The following is a 16,642-nucleotide window of genomic DNA, read 5'->3' on the forward strand; positions in this document are numbered from 1 at the left end:
CGAGCCCCCTTTGCCGTTGCCACCTCACTGGCTGGCGCCCCCCAGTGGCAGTACCCGCCGAACCTGCCCAAACCGCTTGGTCGACAGCGTCACCTCCAGCGCCTGTGGGGGCACCGGCCGCCGCTGGGTCATGGGCCAGCGTGCCTGCCAGCCGCTTCCGGGCACATGCACCCGCCAATGCAGCTCGCGTACACCTTCGAGCAAGCGCTGCGGCCGAGGCTGGTCTTGCCCCTGCGTGCGCCGTTGACGCCACAGCACGCCTTCCTCGAGCCAGTACTCGACAACCCTCAACTCGCTGCGCTTGAGCGCCTGGTTGTCTTGCTCCCTGGCCAACCAATGCGCCCGTGCGCCGTGCAGCAGTACACCGTAACCGCCCTTGCCGAGGCTCGCAGGCTGATAACCCAGCAGGGCATCGCGTTGCATCAGGCTCATGGCCCTGCCCAACGCTCGCAGCTCATTGGCCTGCATCTGACGTGCGCTTTCGGCACGCATGAACACATCGAGCACGCGCGCGCTGCCCACCGCCAGCGAGGCAAAGATGGCGATCGCCAGCAGCAGCTCGATCAAGGTGAAGCCCCGCTGACCGGTCAACCTGCCTGGCCTAGCGTGGCGCATCGACCAGCCCCAACCACCCCGTGGCCTGGTGCAGTACTTGGCGGTCCGAAGCAAGGCCTACCCGTACGTGTACTTCCAGCAGGGCACCCTCACCCAGGCGGCGGCGGGTTTCCTGCAGGGTCCAGCGACGCTGGCCGAACATGACATCCAGGGTGCGCTCGCCAGGACCCGGTGCAGGTTGCAGGCGCATCTCCATCAAATGGTTGTCCGCGACCCAGCTGGCGAGCAAGCGCTTCTCAAGCCCCTGCGATTGCACCAGTACATGCTGGCTGGCCGAGGTAACCGCCACGGCCAGTACCGCGAAGATCACCAACGCCACCAACACTTCCAGCAAGGTGAAGCCGCGTTCAGCGCAGGAAACTGGGGTCATTGATGCCATCACTCGACACAGAAACAAGGCGTACATCGTTCACCCCGAAATGAAGGGCAAACGGCGTGTGCTCGTCGTTGCCATACATCACCAGTTGCGGTGCCCTCCCAGGCACACCGGGAGGCACCGGAACCCCATCGATCTCCACGTGCAGGTCCAGGTCGATATCTCGATGCTTGCCCGCAATCTCCCAGTGGTGTCCGGCGGCTCTAAGCAGTTGATAGCCCCGGGCATCAATGCGGATACCCAGTGCCAATCCTTCCAGCACCGCCTGGTGCCGCGCGTGCTGTACCAACTGGAAGAAAAGGTTGGCTTCCTGATTGGCCATACGTTGCGGGTCACGCCCGAACATGACACCTGCCATGCTCATCACGATGCCCAGCAGCAGCATGACCAACAGCAGCTCCAGCAGCGTAAAGCCTCGAGAGCGGCGCTGTTTCATTCAGGCCAGTTACCGATATCGGCATCCATCTCCTCACCACCCGGCTGACCATCGGCCCCCAGGGAGTAAAGGTCATAGCCTTGGGCCGAACGGGTGCCTGGGCTTGCAAACCGGTAAGGCGAGCCCCAGGGGTCGATGGGTGTACTCTTGAGGTAGCCTTGGGCACTCCATTGACGCGGGAGTGGCGCTACGGTTGGTCGCGTCACCAAGGCTTCCAGGCCTTGCGAGGTGGTCGGGTAGCGGCCGTTATCCAGACGGTAGATTTCCAACGCGGTAGAGATCGACTGGATATCGGTGCGGGCTGCAGTCAGCTTGGCATGGTCAGGACGGCTCATCACGTTGGGCAGCACCAGCGCACCAAGCACTCCAAGAATGATCACCACCACCATGATTTCGATGAGGGTGAAGCCGCGTTGCGCGCGGCGTGCTGAACGTTTGGACATATCAGTTGACCAGTTGGTTGAGGTTGAGAATCGGCAGCAGGATGGCGAGCACGATGAACAGCACGATGCCGCCCATCACCAGCAACATCAGGGGCTCGCACAGGCTCACCAGCAACGAGATGCGCCCCGCCAGTTGCTTGGCCTGAAGGTCTGCGGCACGTTCAAGCATGGTGTCCAGCTCACCGGCGCGTTCGCCACTGGCGATCATGTGCAGCATCAGCGGCGGCAAGGTGTCGCTGCGTGCCAGGCAATTGGCCAGCGAGCTGCCCTCGCCCAGCTCGCGGGCGGCCTGCAGCAAACGCTCGCGCAGGATCTGGTTGCCGATCACCGCTGCGCCGATGTTCATTGCCTCGACCAGGGCTACCCCGCTGCGCCCCAGGATGGCCAAGGTACTGATGAACCGTGCCGCTTCACTGGCGCGGACAAACTCGCCATAGCCCGGCAGGCGCAGTGAAAAGCCATGCCATTGCCTGCGCAGTGCGGGCTGGCGAAGTGCCCAGGCAAACAGCGCAGCGGCTACCACCAACAGCGCCAGCGCTGCCAAGCCGTAATGTTGGGTGGCATCGCTCATGGCGATCAGCACTTGCGTTGCCAGCGGCAGCTGCGCCTGGTCGCGCGAAAAGGCTTGCACCACATCGGGCACCACATAACCGAGCAGAAACCCCACCACCAGTAACGAAACAACCAGGAGGATCACCGGGTAAACCATGGCCAGCTGTACTTTCTGGCGCAGGGCCTGCTGGTTCTCGCCATGCTCGGCCAAGCGCTCGAGTACGCCCGCCAGGTGGCCGGAGCGTTCGGCGGCGGCCACGGTGGCCCGGTAAACCATGGGGAACGCCTGAGGGTAGTGCGCAAGAGCCTGGGCCAGGGCGAGGCCTTCGGCAACCCGCTCAACAACACCTCCCAGCACCAGCCGTACCTGGCGCTGGGTGCTCTGGCCGGCGACTGCCTGCAAGGCCTCGATCAACGGCACCCCGGCATGCAGCAGCGTCGCCAACTGGCGGGTCAGCAACGAGCGTTGGGCCAGGCTCATGCCTTTACCTGTGCGCCAGCCGGCCATTGGCGATGTCCCTACGGGGGCCAGCTTCAGCACCAGCAAGCCTTGCTCGCGCAAGGTTTGCCGGGCCTGACGCGCCCCCGATGCCTCCAGCGTTCCTCGCTGGCGCGCCCCCTGCGCATCCTGGGCCTGGTAGCGGAACATCGGCATGTCAGCCCTGCCCCGTCACACGCAGCAGCTCTGCCAGGCTGGTCTGCCCCAGGCAGACACGCTGGACGCCATGCTGGAACAAGCTTGGTGTGGCCGCGCGGATCACTTCGGACATGTCAGCCACGGACGCACGGGCGTGGATCGCCTGGGCCAATGCGGGCGTCACCACCACCATCTCGTGCAAGGCCAGGCGCCCGCTGTAACCCTGCAGGCATTCGCTACAGCCCTGCGCTTCGTAGAGCTGCGACGGCAACCCGGCGGGGTGGCCCAAAGCGCTGGCCGTAGCCTCGTCCACCTCATAGACGACCTTGCAGTGGTCGCAGAGCCGCCGCACCAGGCGCTGGGCCATCACCCCGGCCAGCGATGAGGCAAGCAAACAGGTATCGATGCCCATGTCGGCAAGGCGCGTGATGGCCCCCAGCGCACTGTTGGTATGCAGGGTGGACAGCACCAGGTGGCCGGTCAGCGAGGCCTGCACCGCGATGTCCGCAGTCTCCCGGTCACGGATTTCGCCCACCATGACCACGTCCGGGTCCTGGCGCAGGATGGCGCGCAGGCCACGGGCGAAGGTCATGTCGACCTTGGTGTTCACCTGGGTCTGGCCGATGCCGGGCAGGTGATACTCGATCGGGTCCTCGACGGTGAGGATATTGCGGGATACCTGGTTTAGGTATGACAGCGCGGTATACAGTGTCGTGGTCTTGCCGGACCCGGTGGGCCCGGTGACCAGAAAAATGCCGTGCGGTTTTTCCAGCATGTGCATGAAGCCCGCTCGCACCGAGCTGTGCATCTGCATGTGATCGATGTCGAGGCGTACTGCCTGCTTGTCCAGTAAGCGCAGCACGACCCGCTCGCCATGGGCAGCAGGCAAGGTCGACACCCGCACGTCCACTTCATGGCCGGCAAGACGCAGGCTGATCCGGCCATCCTGGGGCACACGCTTTTCGGCGATATCCAGGCGCGCCATGACCTTGATGCGCGAAACCAGCAGGGCAGACAGCTCCCGGGGCGGCGTCAGTACTTCGCGCATGACGCCGTCGATGCGCATGCGCACGCGCAGCTGCTGCTCGAAGGTTTCCAGGTGGATATCCGAGGCCCGCGATCTCACCGCCTCGCTGAACAAAGCGTTGAGCAAGCGAATGATCGGCGCGTCGTCCTGTTGCTCAAGCAGGTCGCAGGTCTGCGGCAAGGCTTCGGCCAACCGCGACAGGTCGATTTCCTGGTCAAGGCCCTGGACCACCGCCTGCGCGGCATCCTGGCCTGGGCCGTAGCATTGGGCCAGGCGCTCGGCAAAGTGGGCATCGCTCACGCGACGCAGAGGCCAGGTACTCCCCACTAGCCTGCAGGCCTCGGCCATGGCCGCCAGTGATGCGCCTTCACGCATCAGCAAAGCATGCTCGGCTGCCTGGTGGTCGAGCAGGATGCCGTGACGTCGGGCAAAGCTGAACGGCAGGGCGATGCTCATGGGCGCGGCCGGTGCGCGTCAGGCAGACGCCGCGTATCGAACATCCGCCGGGCATCTTCCGGCAAGGTCGAATCATCCGCATTGCGCAACCCTTCGTAGGCACGCCCCCCCGCCTCGACCCGCTCGGCCTGGCTGCGCAAGATGGTCGGGCGCAGGAACACCATAAGGTTGGTTTTTTCCTGGGAGTCGCTGCGCCACCGGAACAAGCCACCCACCCAGGGAATACGGCTGAGCAGCGGCACGCCGCGCTCTACCTGGCGCACGCTGTCCTTGATCAGGCCACCAATCACGATGATCTCGCCATCGGAGGCCAGGATGGTGCTCTTGAGCGTGCGCTTGTTGGTGATCAGATCATTCTCGGCCGCGCTGGGCGCAATTTCCGAGCTTTCCTGCTCGACCTCGAGGCGCAGGCTGTTGCCTTCGTTGATGTGCGGGCGCACCTTCAGGCTGATACCGATGTCCTTGCGCTCGACCGTGGTGAAGGGGTTTTCCGAACCACTGCCGGGGGTCACGTAAGAGCCTGTCTTGAACGGCACGTTCTGCCCAACCAGGATCTGCGCCTCCTGGTTATCCAGCGTCAGCAGGCTAGGCGTGGACAACAGATTACTGCGGCTGTTGCTGGCCAAAGCCGATACCAAGGCGGCAAAACGATCAGAGCCGATGGCCAGGGCGGCGCCCCCCGGCAGCTTGGCCTCTTTGCCCAGCAGGTCGGCCAATGTAGCGCCGCTTTCGCTGTAGGTAATGCCACCTTTGAGGCCACCCTTGTCCATGCCCCATTGCACGCCCAGTGCCTCCTCGATGCTGCCGCTGACTTCAACGATTGCCGCATGAATAAGCACCTGCGCCCGCGGCTGGTCCAGTTGCAGGATGATCTGTTCCACACTGGCCAACGTTTGCGGCTCGCCCAGCAGCACCAGCGCGTTCTGGCTGGCATCGGCCTTGACGATGGCTTCGCCGGTAATGTCGACGCCCGGAGTGTTTGTGCCCGGCGTGCCATCCAGGCGTTTGCCCACCTCGCCCAGCACTTCGGCAAGCTGCTCGGCATTGCTGTGTTGCAGGCGCACCACCCGCCAGTTCTGCGAGGTAGCGGGTGCTGGTACATCCAGCGAGCGTGTCAGTTGCGCCATGCGTTGCCTGGACTTGGCCGGGCCAAGGATCAGCAGGCGGTTACCGCCCGTATCAACCAGCACCCGCACGCCGCTGTCGGGCCCTCCGGCGGCTGCTTCGACCACCGGGAACACCGCATCGGCCCGGGCTTGGCGCAAGCTCACCAGCTCATGGTCATGCCGCTGGCCGCTGTCGAGTTGCAGAACCAGGTGCTCCAGGCGGTCAAGGTTGGCTGCGGAGTCGGTCACCACCAAGGCATTGGCCGAACTGGACGGCCCAATGTAGCCACTGCTGGAAACCAACGGCCGTAACAGCCCGGCCAGGTCAGCAGCCACACTGCCCGACAGGTTGAAAACACGCGTCGTGAACGCTGCCGGTATCGCCTCCACCTGCTGGTTGGCCCAGGCCTTGGCCTCACTGGCCGGCAGCACCAGCAAACGGTCGCCGTCGTTCACAGCGGCAAAGCCCTGGGCATTGAGCACCGAGTAGAACAGCCGGCGGATCCCTTCGCGGTCCAGCGCTTCGCTGGAAAGGACTGTGATACGGCCTTGCACGCGCGGGTCGAGGATGATCGTCTGGTCAAGGATCGCGCCCACTTCGCGTACCACCTCGCGTACATCGGCATCGCTCATCGCCAGCTGCCAGGTGGGCGCCTCGGCCAGCGCCAGGGAACAGTTCAGGGTAAGACAGGCGCCGAACGAGGCGACGCGCAGATATCGCTTGAGAGTCATTGCACCTCCCGCAACAGGCGGGATGAAGGGTCGGGAGTGTGGTGCGGGCGAACGGCAGCACCTGCAGGCAGGAACACGGTTGGAGCGGGCGCGGACATCGACACGACTTCCTCGCGGCCTCCGGACCACAACACGATGGAACGCACATCGATGCGGCGCAGCACGCCGCGGCCCGGTATGCGGTCACCGACGCGGTAGATAGCCTCACCGCCATGGCTTTTCACCAAGGCGCGAGCCTCGCCCTGGCTGGAAACAAAACTGGCCTTGAGGGCGACATCCGCTTGGCCCGACTGCTGCGGGCGCGTTGCCTGGAAGCCGAACGCCAACGCCACGGTGGCCGCCGGCAACGGTTTTGCCGGCAGCTGGGGTGTCTCCACCGGCACTGCCGGAACCGCCGGCGGGGCAGCGACGGGATAAGTCCTTTCCCGCCATGACAGCCAGGCAAGCGTTGCCACCACGCACGCCAGCCAGATCAAATGCGAAGTGCGCTTCATCCGGGTCAGGGCAGCATCCGCCTTAGCACGCGTCGCCCGCTCAGCTCATGCAACACCACGGCAGCGATATGCAGCGCTACCCCCGTGGCCAGCAGCAGGCAAGCAGCAATGTGAATGTAGAACCAGACGCGGTGCCAGAACGGCTCGCTCAGCAGTGGCGCGATGGAGAACCAACCGAACACCTCTATGGCCCTGTCCATCATCAGCAGGCCGGACGCCAATACGATCGCCGTGGTCCAGTACAAGCCCTCGTGCACGACATGCGCAATGCGCTGGCCCTTTGGATCATCGTGCAGGCTTCGTGGCTTGAGACGGGTCAGACGCAACAGCCAGCGCAGCAGGAATACAGGAATGAACAACGTAGTCATGGCGACGTTGATGAAGGCGACTCGGTGAAGCGTGGCGGGGGTGACATCCATGTGCGCCACGTAAAAACCGCTGATCAGCGCCCAAAGGATGACCATTGCAGAGACCCAGTGCAGGAGGATCTGCTGCCAGCAATACTTTTGTACTTGCATTTGGAGTACTCGAAGAGCCTGGCCCCCTCAAGGGGCCAGGTTTGATGCCTTATTTCTCGATCCAGGCCATGTTCCAGTGAGAGCCAGTGCCTGGCTCGAACTGGCCAGCGGCTGCGGAGTACTGCACGCAATAACCCGAGGCAGGGAATGGCTGGCACTCGTAGACCTTGCCATTCTTGGGCTGCAGTACTTTGGTACCCGCTTTGTAGTTCGAGAGCGATTCAGGGAAGACAAAGTCATAGGAGGCATCGCCCGCCGCTTTGAGCTGCAGCGTCTTCTGATCCTGCAGCAGCACCCGATCAAGCTTGTCCACGCCCACGACCTTGAGGGTGTGCATACCTTCACCACTCACAACATTCAGCGCGAACGGTTCCGTACCGTTAACGTTCTGGCGCGAGTAAGAGACCTGCTTGTTGTTGCTGTCGAACAGCCGCGCCGTCACGGTCAAGGCCTTGTTGGTCATGACAGAGAAATCCACGCCACCTGTGCCGTCCACGATCGTGTACTCGGGTTTCACATCGTGCAGGTGCATCGTGGTCGGATCGCCAGCGGCGGTTTCAAAGTCCAGAATGTAGTTGGTCAGGCCGCTTTCGGCTTTGGCGAAGATGCTGTTGGAGCCCTGCACGGGCTCGATGTTGCCGTCCGTGTCCATCTGACCGGCACGTACCAGCGTCTGGGTTTCATTGATCTGCCTGGCCAGCTTGTAGGCCCAGTTGGCAGCGATGCCCTCTTCGGCGCTATCGACCGTGATGCTCACATGGTGCGACGTACGCTCGCCATTGGCATCGAATGCGCGTGCGGTGACTTTATCGCCAACTTCAAGGTCACGATTGGCACTGATTTCAGCCAGGCGCGGCCACTCAGGGGCTGGGCCGCCATCGAGCTGAATATCGACGTCAGCAACGCTATGGAAAGCCTTGTCGGTATCGCCAACTTTCCAGACGCCAAGAATCACGTGCTGGCCCGTGCGGTCAGTCGGCAATGTGCAGCTGTGCTTCGGGTTGGTACCTGTACCAGCAGCGGGTATCTGATGCTTGCCATCTACCACGCAGAACGGGGTGGCATCGAAAGCGGCACGCGTCAACGCTGCGTTGGGGTTCCAATCCGCCTTGGTAATGAAGTACTCCCACGAGGTAACCGGATGCGGGGCTTCATAATGCCAGTCGAATTGCATGTTACGGTCAGTGACCGGGGTCAGGTGCCAGCGGTTGGCCGATTGCTCATCCAGGGCGCCGAAGTCGCCACGCGCACCGCCACTGGCAATTTTTCCATCAACAGGGCCAGCACCTGGGAAACGCCCTATCGCCTCACCGACCGACCACGGTTCGTACTGAGCGCCACCACAGTTGGTGTTGAGATTTTTCTGGTTCGCATGGCAGAGCGCCGCGCGAGAAGGTGGATCTGCCAGGTTGCCATGCGCATTGGCCATTTGAGCTTGTAAAGCTGTGCCTGCAATCGCCATCCACACACCGGTGGCGACAACGCTTTTTCGCAGGGTCTTTGTTGTATTCATCACGAACTCCGAACGCATTGCTGGTGAAATGCGCAAGGGCGCATTTACTGGAAGCGAATGCGCCTTCTGCGCAAGGGGAGTCCGGACTTTAGAGAAAAGCAGTTTGCCTATATGTAGGAATAAACCTGTCTAGCTCCCCGATTCGCAACCTTTGCGCTCGGGGAGCTTCGAATCAGCCGTGATACTGCGCAGAAAGCTCGTGAACGGCATTGATGAATACGCCGGCATGCTCCGGGTCGACTTCCGGGGTAATGCCGTGGCCAAGGTTGAACACATGACCGGTGCCATGGCCGTAGCTGGCCAGGATGCGCGCCACTTCCTTGCGAATGGCCTCGGGCTTGGCGTAAAGCACGGTCGGATCCATGTTGCCTTGCAAGGCTACTTTGTCCCCCACGCGGCGGCGGGCGTCGCCAATCTCGCAGGTCCAGTCCAGGCCCAGTGCGTCGGCACCTGCGTCGGCGATGCTTTCCAGCCACAAACCACCATTCTTGGTGAACAGGATCACCGGCACCTTGCGCCCCTCGTGCTCGCGGATCAGGCCGCTGACGATCTTGCGCATGTAGGCCAGTGAGAACTCCTGGTAGGCCGCCGCCGACAGGTTGCCGCCCCAGGTGTCGAAGATCTGCACGGCCTGGGCGCCGGCCAGGATCTGACCGTTAAGGTAGCTGGTGACCGACTGGGCCAGCTTGTCCAGCAGCAGGTGCAGGGCTTGCGGATTGTCGTAGGCCATGGCCTTGGTCTTGCGGAAGTCCTTCGACGAGCCGCCTTCGACCATGTAGGTGGCCAGGGTCCACGGGCTGCCGGAGAAGCCGATCAACGGCACACGGCCATTGAGCTCACGGCGAATGGTGCTGACCGCATCCATCACGTAGCCGAGGTCTTTCTGTGGGTCCGGGACTGGCAGCGCTTCGATGTCGGCGGGGGTGCTGATGACCTTCTTGAAACGCGGGCCTTCGCCGGTTTCGAAGTACAGGCCCAGGCCCATGGCATCGGGAATGGTAAGGATGTCCGAGAACAGGATCGCTGCGTCCAGCGGGTAGCGGTCCAGCGGCTGCAGGGTGACCTCGCAGGCGAACTGCGGGTTCATGCACAGGCTCATGAAGTCACCGGCCTTGGCGCGGCTGGCGCGGTACTCCGGCAGGTAGCGGCCGGCCTGGCGCATCATCCACACCGGGGTGACGTCTACGGGTTGCTTGAGCAGTGCACGCAGGAAACGATCGTTCTTCAGGGCAGTCATGTCGGCATCCGGAAAAATAGTGCGGGCATTTTCTCAGACACCAGCGCAAAAGGCACGGCCATGACCATGTGTTTTGTCTATTGGATGCCACAGATCAAGCGTTTTTGTATACAAAAGCTTCGCGGGCATGCCCGCTACCACGGGTTCTACGCTTAACCCTGTGGGAGCGGGCATGCCCGCGAACAGGCCGAAAATCAGACTTCGAGGTAGTCCAGGATACCCTCGGCGGCCGTACGCCCTTCGAAGATCGCAGTCACCACCAAGTCCGAACCGCGCACCATGTCGCCACCGGCAAACACTTTCGGGTTGCTGGTCTGGTGCTTGAACTTGCCCTTCTCCGGGGCAACCACACGGCCCTGGCTGTCCAGCTGAATGCCATGCTGCTCAAACCACGGCGCCGGGCTCGGGCGGAAGCCGAAGGCGATTACCACGGCGTCTGCCGGCAGGATCTCTTCGGAGCCCGGGATTGGCTCAGGGCTGCGGCGCCCACGGGCATCAGGCTCGCCCAGGCGAGTCTCGACCACTTTGACGCCTTCGACCTTGTCCTCACCCACAATGGCGATGGGCTGGCGGTTGTAGAGGAACTTCACACCCTCTTCCTTGGCGTTCTTCACCTCTTTGCGCGAACCCGGCATGTTGGCTTCGTCACGACGATAAGCACAGGTCACTGCCTTGGCACCCTGACGGATCGAGGTACGGTTGCAGTCCATCGCGGTGTCACCACCACCCAGCACCACCACTTTCTTGCCCTGCATGTCGACGAAGTCTTCCGGCGACTTCTCGAAGCCCAGGTTGCGGTTGACGTTGGCGATCAGGAAGTCCAGTGCGTCATGCACGCCCGGCAGGTCTTCACCCGGGAAGCCGCCCTTCATGTAGGTGTAGGTACCCATGCCCATGAACACCGCGTCGTACTCGGCGAGCAGCTGTTCCATGGTCACGTCCTTGCCCACCTCGGTGTTCAGGCGGAACTCGATGCCCATGCCGGTGAACACTTCACGGCGGTTGCTGAGCACGGTCTTTTCCAGCTTGAACTCGGGGATACCGAAAGTCAGCAGGCCACCGATCTCAGGGTTTTTGTCGAACACCACCGGGGTTACCCCGGCGCGCACCAGCACATCGGCGCAGCCCAGGCCAGCCGGGCCTGCGCCGATGATGGCGACGCGCTTGCCGGTGGGCTTGACCTTGGACATGTCCGGGCGCCAGCCCATGGCGAAGGCGGTGTCGGTGATGTACTTCTCCACCGAGCCGATGGTCACCGCGCCGAAACCGTCGTTCAGGGTGCAGGCACCCTCGCACAGGCGGTCTTGCGGGCAAACACGGCCGCATACTTCCGGCAGGGTGTTGGTCTGGTGCGACAGTTCCGCCGCGGCCAGGATGTTGCCTTCGGAGACCAGCTTCAACCAGTTGGGGATGAAGTTGTGTACCGGGCACTTCCACTCGCAATACGGGTTACCGCAGCCCAGGCAGCGGTGCGCCTGCTCCACGGACTGCTGCGGCTTGAACGGTTCGTAGATTTCCACGAACTCCTTCTTGCGCTGGCGCAGCAGCTTTTTTTTCGGGTCCTTTCGGCCCACTTCGATGAACTGGAAGTCGTTGTTCAGACGTTCAGCCATTTTTCAAAACCTCTTTACAGCAGCTGCAAGCTACACGCTGCAAGCCGCAAGACGATCACTTAAGCCGGGCAAACCTCTCACTGCCATTACGTGCAGCTTGAGGCTTGCCACTTGCAGCTGTTTTTACTGCGGGTTGGCACGGGTGCTGGACAGCAGCTGCTTCAGGTTGGCTGCCTTCGGCTTGACCAGCCAGAAGCGCCGCACGTAGTCGTCCAGGTTCTCCGAGAGCTCACGCCCCCACTCGCTGCCGGTCTCATCCACATACTCGGCAAGGACACGCGCCAGGTGGCTACGGTAGGCCTCCATCGCTTCGCCACTGATACGCTGGATTTCCACCAACTCGTGGTTGAGCTTGTCGACGAAGCTATTGTCCATGTCGAGCACGTAGGCAAAGCCGCCAGTCATGCCAGAACCGAAGTTGTAACCGGTCTTGCCCAGAACGCAGACAAAGCCGCCGGTCATGTATTCACAGCAGTGATCGCCAGTGCCCTCGACAACAGCATGGGCGCCGGAGTTACGCACAGCGAAGCGCTCGCCCGCAGTACCTGCGGCAAACAGCTTGCCGCCAGTGGCACCGTACAGGCAGGTGTTGCCGACGATGGCGCTGTGCTGGGTTTCGAACGGGCTGCCGGCTGGCGGCACGATGGTGACCTTGCCACCGGTCATGCCTTTGCCGACGTAATCGTTGGCGTCGCCTTCCAGGTGCAGGTTCAGGCCACCGGCGTTCCACACGCCAAAGCTCTGGCCCGCAGTCCCCTTGAAGCGGAAGGTGATCGGCGCCGCGGCCATGCCCTGGTTGCCATGCAGGCGGGCGATTTCGCCCGACACACGCGCACCGATGGAGCGGTCGCAGTTGCAGATGTCGAGGCTGAACTCGCCACCCGCCTGGTCGCGGATGGCCGGCATGGCCATATCAACCATCTTCTCGGCCAACTCGCCCAGGTCGAACGGCGGGTTCTTGTCGACTTCGCAGAACTGCGGTTTGTCCGCCGGAATGTGCGAGCTGCCCAGCAGCGGCGACAGGTCCAGGTACTGCTGGCGTTCGGTGTCACCTGGCAGCACTTCGAGCAGGTCGGTACGGCCGATCAACTCGCCAAGGCTGCGCACACCCAGCTTGGCCAACCACTCGCGGGTTTCTTCGGCGACAAAGGTGAAGAAGTTGATCACCATGTCGACGGTGCCGATGTAGTGGTCCTTGCGCAGCTTGTCGTTCTGGGTGGCCACGCCGGTGGCGCAGTTGTTCAGGTGGCAGATGCGCAGGTACTTGCAGCCCAGGGCAATCATTGGCGCGGTACCAAAGCCGAAGCTTTCGGCGCCGAGAATGGCCGCCTTGATCACGTCCAGGCCGGTTTTCAGGCCGCCGTCGGTCTGCACCCGCACCTTGCCACGCAGGTCGTTGCCGCGCAGGGTCTGGTGGGTTTCCGCAAGGCCCAGCTCCCAAGGGGCGCCGGCGTATTTGATCGAGGTCAGCGGCGAAGCACCGGTACCACCGTCGTAACCGGAGATGGTGATCAGGTCGGCATAGGCCTTGGCCACACCCGCGGCGATGGTGCCCACGCCCGCTTCGGCTACCAACTTGACCGATACCAGCGCCTGTGGGTTGACCTGCTTGAGGTCGTAGATCAGCTGCGCCAGATCTTCGATCGAGTAGATGTCATGGTGGGGCGGTGGCGAGATCAAGGTCACGCCCGGTACCGCATAACGCAGCTTGGCGATCAGGCCGTTGACCTTTCCGCCCGGCAACTGGCCGCCCTCACCCGGCTTGGCGCCCTGGGCAACCTTGATCTGCAGCACTTCGGCGTTGACCAGATACTCCGGGGTCACACCAAAACGGCCGGTGGCCACCTGCTTGATCTTCGAGCTCTTGATGGTGCCATAGCGCGACGGGTCTTCGCCGCCTTCACCCGAGTTGGAGCGCGCGCCCAGGCGGTTCATGGCCTCGGCCAGCGCTTCGTGGGCTTCCGGCGACAGTGCACCCAGCGAGATACCCGCCGAGTCGAAACGCTTGAGAATCGCCTCCAGCGGCTCGATCTGCTCCAGCGCCAGCGGCTGGTCGGCCACTTTCACCTTGAGCAAGTCACGAATCATCGACACCGGGCGCTGGTCCACCAGCGTGGTGTATTCCTTGAACTTGGCGTAGTCACCCTGCTGCACGGCGGCTTGCAGGGTGTTGACCACATCCGGGTTGTAAGCGTGGTATTCGCCACCGTGGACGAACTTCAGCAGGCCACCTTGCTGGATCGGCTTACGCGCGCTCCAGGCTTCGGCCGCCAGCAGCTTCTGGTCGTTCTCCAGGTCTTCGAAGCGCGCACCCTTGATGCGGCTGGACACGCCCTTGAAGCTCAGGCCGACCACTTCCTCGGCCAGGCCAATGGCTTCGAACAGCTGTGCACCGCGGTACGAGGCGATGGTGGAGATACCCATCTTCGACAGGATCTTCAGCAGGCCCTTGGAGATACCTTTGCGGTAGTACTTGAACACTTCGTCCAGGTCGCCCAGCACTTCACCGGTACGGATCAGGTCAGCCAGTACTTCATACGCCAGGTACGGGTAAACGGCCGAGGCACCGAAGCCCAGCAGCACGGCGAAATGATGCGGATCACGGGCGGTAGCGGTTTCAACCAGGATGTTGCTGTCGCAGCGCAGGCCCTGTTCGGTCAGGCGGTGGTGCACTGCACCAACGGCCAGCGAAGCATGCACCGGCAGCTTGCCCGGGGCGATATAACGATCGCTCAGCACCAGCTGGGTCTTGCCCCCACGCACAGCCTCTTCGGCCTGGTCGGCAATGTTGCGGATGGCCGCTTCCAGGCCAACGCCCTGCTCATAGTTGAGGTCGATCAGCTGGCGGTCGAAGCCTTCGCGCTCCAGGTTCATCAGCGAACGCCACTTGGCGGGCGAGATGACCGGCGAGCTGAGAATGACCCGCGAAGCGTGCTCCGGGGACTCCTGGAAGATGTTGCGCTCAGCACCCAGGCAGATTTCCAGCGACATCACGATCGCTTCGCGCAGCGGGTCGATCGGCGGGTTGGTTACCTGAGCGAACTGCTGGCGGAAGAAGTCGTACGGCGAGCGCACGCGCTGCGACAGCACGGCCATCGGCGTGTCGTCACCCATCGAGCCAACGGCTTCCTGGCCCTGCTCACCCAACGGGCGCAGTACCTGGTCACGCTCTTCGAAGGTGACCTGGAACATCTTCATGTATTGCTTGAGCTGGTCAGCGTCGTAGCTGGCCACACCCTGGTCGTCGGTCAGCGTCGCCTGGATACGCGTAGCGTGCTGGCGCAACCAGCGCTTGTACGGGTGCCGCGACTTCAGGCGGTTGTCGATGGCGTCGGTGTCGAGGATCTGGCCGGTTTCGGTGTCCACGGCAAGGATCTGGCCCGGGCCGACACGGCCCTTGGCCAGCACTTCCTCAGGCTGATAGCCCCATACGCCGATTTCCGAGGCAATGGTGATGTAACCATTGGTGGTGGTCACCCAGCGCGCCGGGCGCAGGCCGTTGCGGTCAAGCAGGCACACCGCGTGGCGGCCTTCGGTCATGACGATACCGGCCGGGCCATCCCACGGCTCCATGTGCATGGAGTTGTATTCGTAGAAGGCGCGCAGGTCGGCGTCCATGGTCTCGACGTTCTGCCACGCTGGCGGTACCAGCATGCGCACGCCGCGGAACAGGTCGATGCCACCGGTGACCATCAGTTCCAGCATGTTGTCCATGCTCGACGAGTCGGAACCGACGCGGTTGACCAGCGGGCCGAGCTCTTCGAGGTCGGGGATCTGGTCATTGGCGAACTTGGTGCGACGAGCAACGGCCCAGTTACGATTGCCGGTGATGGTGTTGATCTCGCCGTTATGGGCGAGGAAGCGGAACGGCTGCGCCAGCGGCCATTTCGGCAGGGTGTTGGTGGAGAAGCGCTGGTGGAACACGCAGATCGCGGTTTGCAGGCGCTCGTCACCCAGGTCTGGATAAAACGCCGCGAGATCGCGCGGCATCATCAGGCCTTTGTAGATGATGGTCTTGTGGGAGAAGCTGCAGATGTAGTGGTCGGCGTCGTGGGCGTTGGCCACCGACGAACGACGACGGGCACTGAACAGCTTGATGGCAAATTCCTGGTCGCTCAGGCCTTCACCGCCAATGAACACCTGCTCGATCTGCGGCAGGCGCTCCAGGGCCAGGCGGCCGAGTACGCGGGTGTCGATCGGCACCTTGCGCCAGCCGACCAGTTTCAGGCCAGCGGCGAGGATCTCGCGGTCCATGTTGGCGCGGGCAGCTTCGGCTTTGACCGGGTCCTGGTTGAAGAACACCATGCCGACGGCGTACTGCTTGGGCAGCTCGACAGCGAAGTGCTCCTGGGCCATGGCACGCAGGAATTGATCGGGCTTCTGCATGAGCAGACCGCAACCGTCACCGGTCTTGCCGTCGGCATTGATGCCGCCGCGGTGGGTCATGCATGTCAGCGCCTGCATGGCAGTTTGCAGAAGGTGGTGGCTCGGCTCACCCGTCATATGGGCGATCAGGCCAAAACCACAGTTGTCCTTGAATTCTTCGGGATGGTACAGACCTGTTTTCATAGACACATTCTCACCAGGTTCACCTCTCAACGGAGGTAAATCTCTTTTTTAACAACCACTTACCATCCACGCCGATCAAACGCCAGCTTTTTTGCGGTGGTCATGGAAAACCATTGTTGCACAGCGACAGCGACGCCCACAAATTTTCATGTCTCGTCATTGAAAATTTATGTCGCAATTTTGAATGTTTTTGCGCCATGCGCCGTGATAGCAGCTTGGCTCGAGTCTGAAGCGTTTCAGCCATGACTGCAACTAAGGGCTTGTGGCCGGCAGTCCGGGACAGAAAAGCCTGCCGCGCTCGGGCGCAGCAGGCTAGTC

13 protein-coding genes are annotated in these 16,642 nt (G+C 62.6%); all 13 read right to left on the bottom strand.

Annotated features, from left to right (window positions below):
- Positions 1 to 24: 24 nt before the first annotated feature.
- The 13 genes from AC3WLP_RS20685 to gltB all read right to left on the bottom strand — a co-directional run bounded on the left by AC3WLP_RS20685 (position 25) and on the right by gltB (position 16,324).
- Positions 25 to 615 carry a type II secretion system protein GspJ gene (locus AC3WLP_RS20685; RefSeq protein ID WP_041167263.1) on the bottom strand — a complete coding sequence of 197 codons (591 nt, stop codon included), beginning with the start codon at positions 613 to 615 and terminating at the stop codon, positions 25 to 27.
- Positions 602 to 985, bottom strand: coding sequence for a type II secretion system minor pseudopilin GspI (gene gspI / locus AC3WLP_RS20690; RefSeq protein ID WP_014754714.1), 384 nt, complete (start codon positions 983 to 985; stop codon positions 602 to 604). The genes AC3WLP_RS20685 and gspI overlap by 14 nt, the downstream gene beginning before the upstream one ends.
- Positions 963 to 1,427, bottom strand: a complete 465-nt coding sequence (locus AC3WLP_RS20695; RefSeq protein ID WP_014754715.1) for a prepilin-type N-terminal cleavage/methylation domain-containing protein — start codon at positions 1,425 to 1,427, stop codon at positions 963 to 965. The genes gspI and AC3WLP_RS20695 overlap by 23 nt, the downstream gene beginning before the upstream one ends.
- Positions 1,424 to 1,870: a type II secretion system major pseudopilin GspG gene (gene gspG, locus AC3WLP_RS20700; protein WP_014754716.1), complete on the bottom strand. Its 447-nt coding sequence runs from the start codon at positions 1,868 to 1,870 to the stop codon at positions 1,424 to 1,426. Before gspG ends, AC3WLP_RS20695 begins: the two co-directional genes overlap by 4 nt.
- 1 nt (position 1,871) lies before the next feature.
- The gene (gene gspF, locus AC3WLP_RS20705) at positions 1,872 to 3,077 is read right to left on the bottom strand and encodes a type II secretion system inner membrane protein GspF (protein ID WP_014754717.1); all 1,206 of its coding nucleotides are present in this window, start codon (positions 3,075 to 3,077) and stop codon (positions 1,872 to 1,874) included.
- 1 nt (position 3,078) lies between these two features.
- On the bottom strand, positions 3,079 to 4,542 hold the full coding sequence (gene gspE, locus AC3WLP_RS20710; protein WP_088512572.1) for a type II secretion system ATPase GspE: 1,464 nt from the start codon (positions 4,540 to 4,542) through the stop codon (positions 3,079 to 3,081).
- Positions 4,539 to 6,380, bottom strand: coding sequence for a type II secretion system secretin GspD (gene gspD / locus AC3WLP_RS20715; protein ID WP_014754719.1), 1,842 nt, complete (start codon positions 6,378 to 6,380; stop codon positions 4,539 to 4,541). The genes gspE and gspD overlap by 4 nt, the downstream gene beginning before the upstream one ends.
- Positions 6,377 to 6,874, bottom strand: coding sequence for a hypothetical protein (locus AC3WLP_RS20720; protein WP_064590910.1), 498 nt, complete (start codon positions 6,872 to 6,874; stop codon positions 6,377 to 6,379). The genes gspD and AC3WLP_RS20720 overlap by 4 nt, the downstream gene beginning before the upstream one ends.
- Before the next feature lie 5 nt (positions 6,875 to 6,879).
- A complete protein-coding gene (locus AC3WLP_RS20725; RefSeq protein WP_014754721.1) occupies positions 6,880 to 7,392 on the bottom strand; it encodes a cytochrome b in 513 nt (170 codons plus the stop codon).
- A 49-nt stretch (positions 7,393 to 7,441) separates the two neighbouring features.
- A complete protein-coding gene (gene gbpA / locus AC3WLP_RS20730; RefSeq protein WP_256596077.1) occupies positions 7,442 to 8,905 on the bottom strand; it encodes an N-acetylglucosamine-binding protein GbpA in 1,464 nt (487 codons plus the stop codon).
- A 172-nt stretch (positions 8,906 to 9,077) separates the two neighbouring features.
- The gene (gene hemE, locus AC3WLP_RS20735) at positions 9,078 to 10,142 is read right to left on the bottom strand and encodes a uroporphyrinogen decarboxylase (RefSeq protein WP_017148005.1); all 1,065 of its coding nucleotides are present in this window, start codon (positions 10,140 to 10,142) and stop codon (positions 9,078 to 9,080) included.
- A gap of 194 nt (positions 10,143 to 10,336) precedes the next feature.
- Positions 10,337 to 11,755: an FAD-dependent oxidoreductase gene (locus tag AC3WLP_RS20740; protein WP_003249156.1), complete on the bottom strand. Its 1,419-nt coding sequence runs from the start codon at positions 11,753 to 11,755 to the stop codon at positions 10,337 to 10,339.
- A 123-nt stretch (positions 11,756 to 11,878) separates the two neighbouring features.
- Positions 11,879 to 16,324, bottom strand: a complete 4,446-nt coding sequence (gltB, locus tag AC3WLP_RS20745; RefSeq protein WP_088512574.1) for a glutamate synthase large subunit — start codon at positions 16,322 to 16,324, stop codon at positions 11,879 to 11,881.
- Between the last annotated feature and the right edge of the window lie 318 nt (positions 16,325 to 16,642).

The organism is Pseudomonas sp. FW305-E2 (assembly GCF_058782925.1).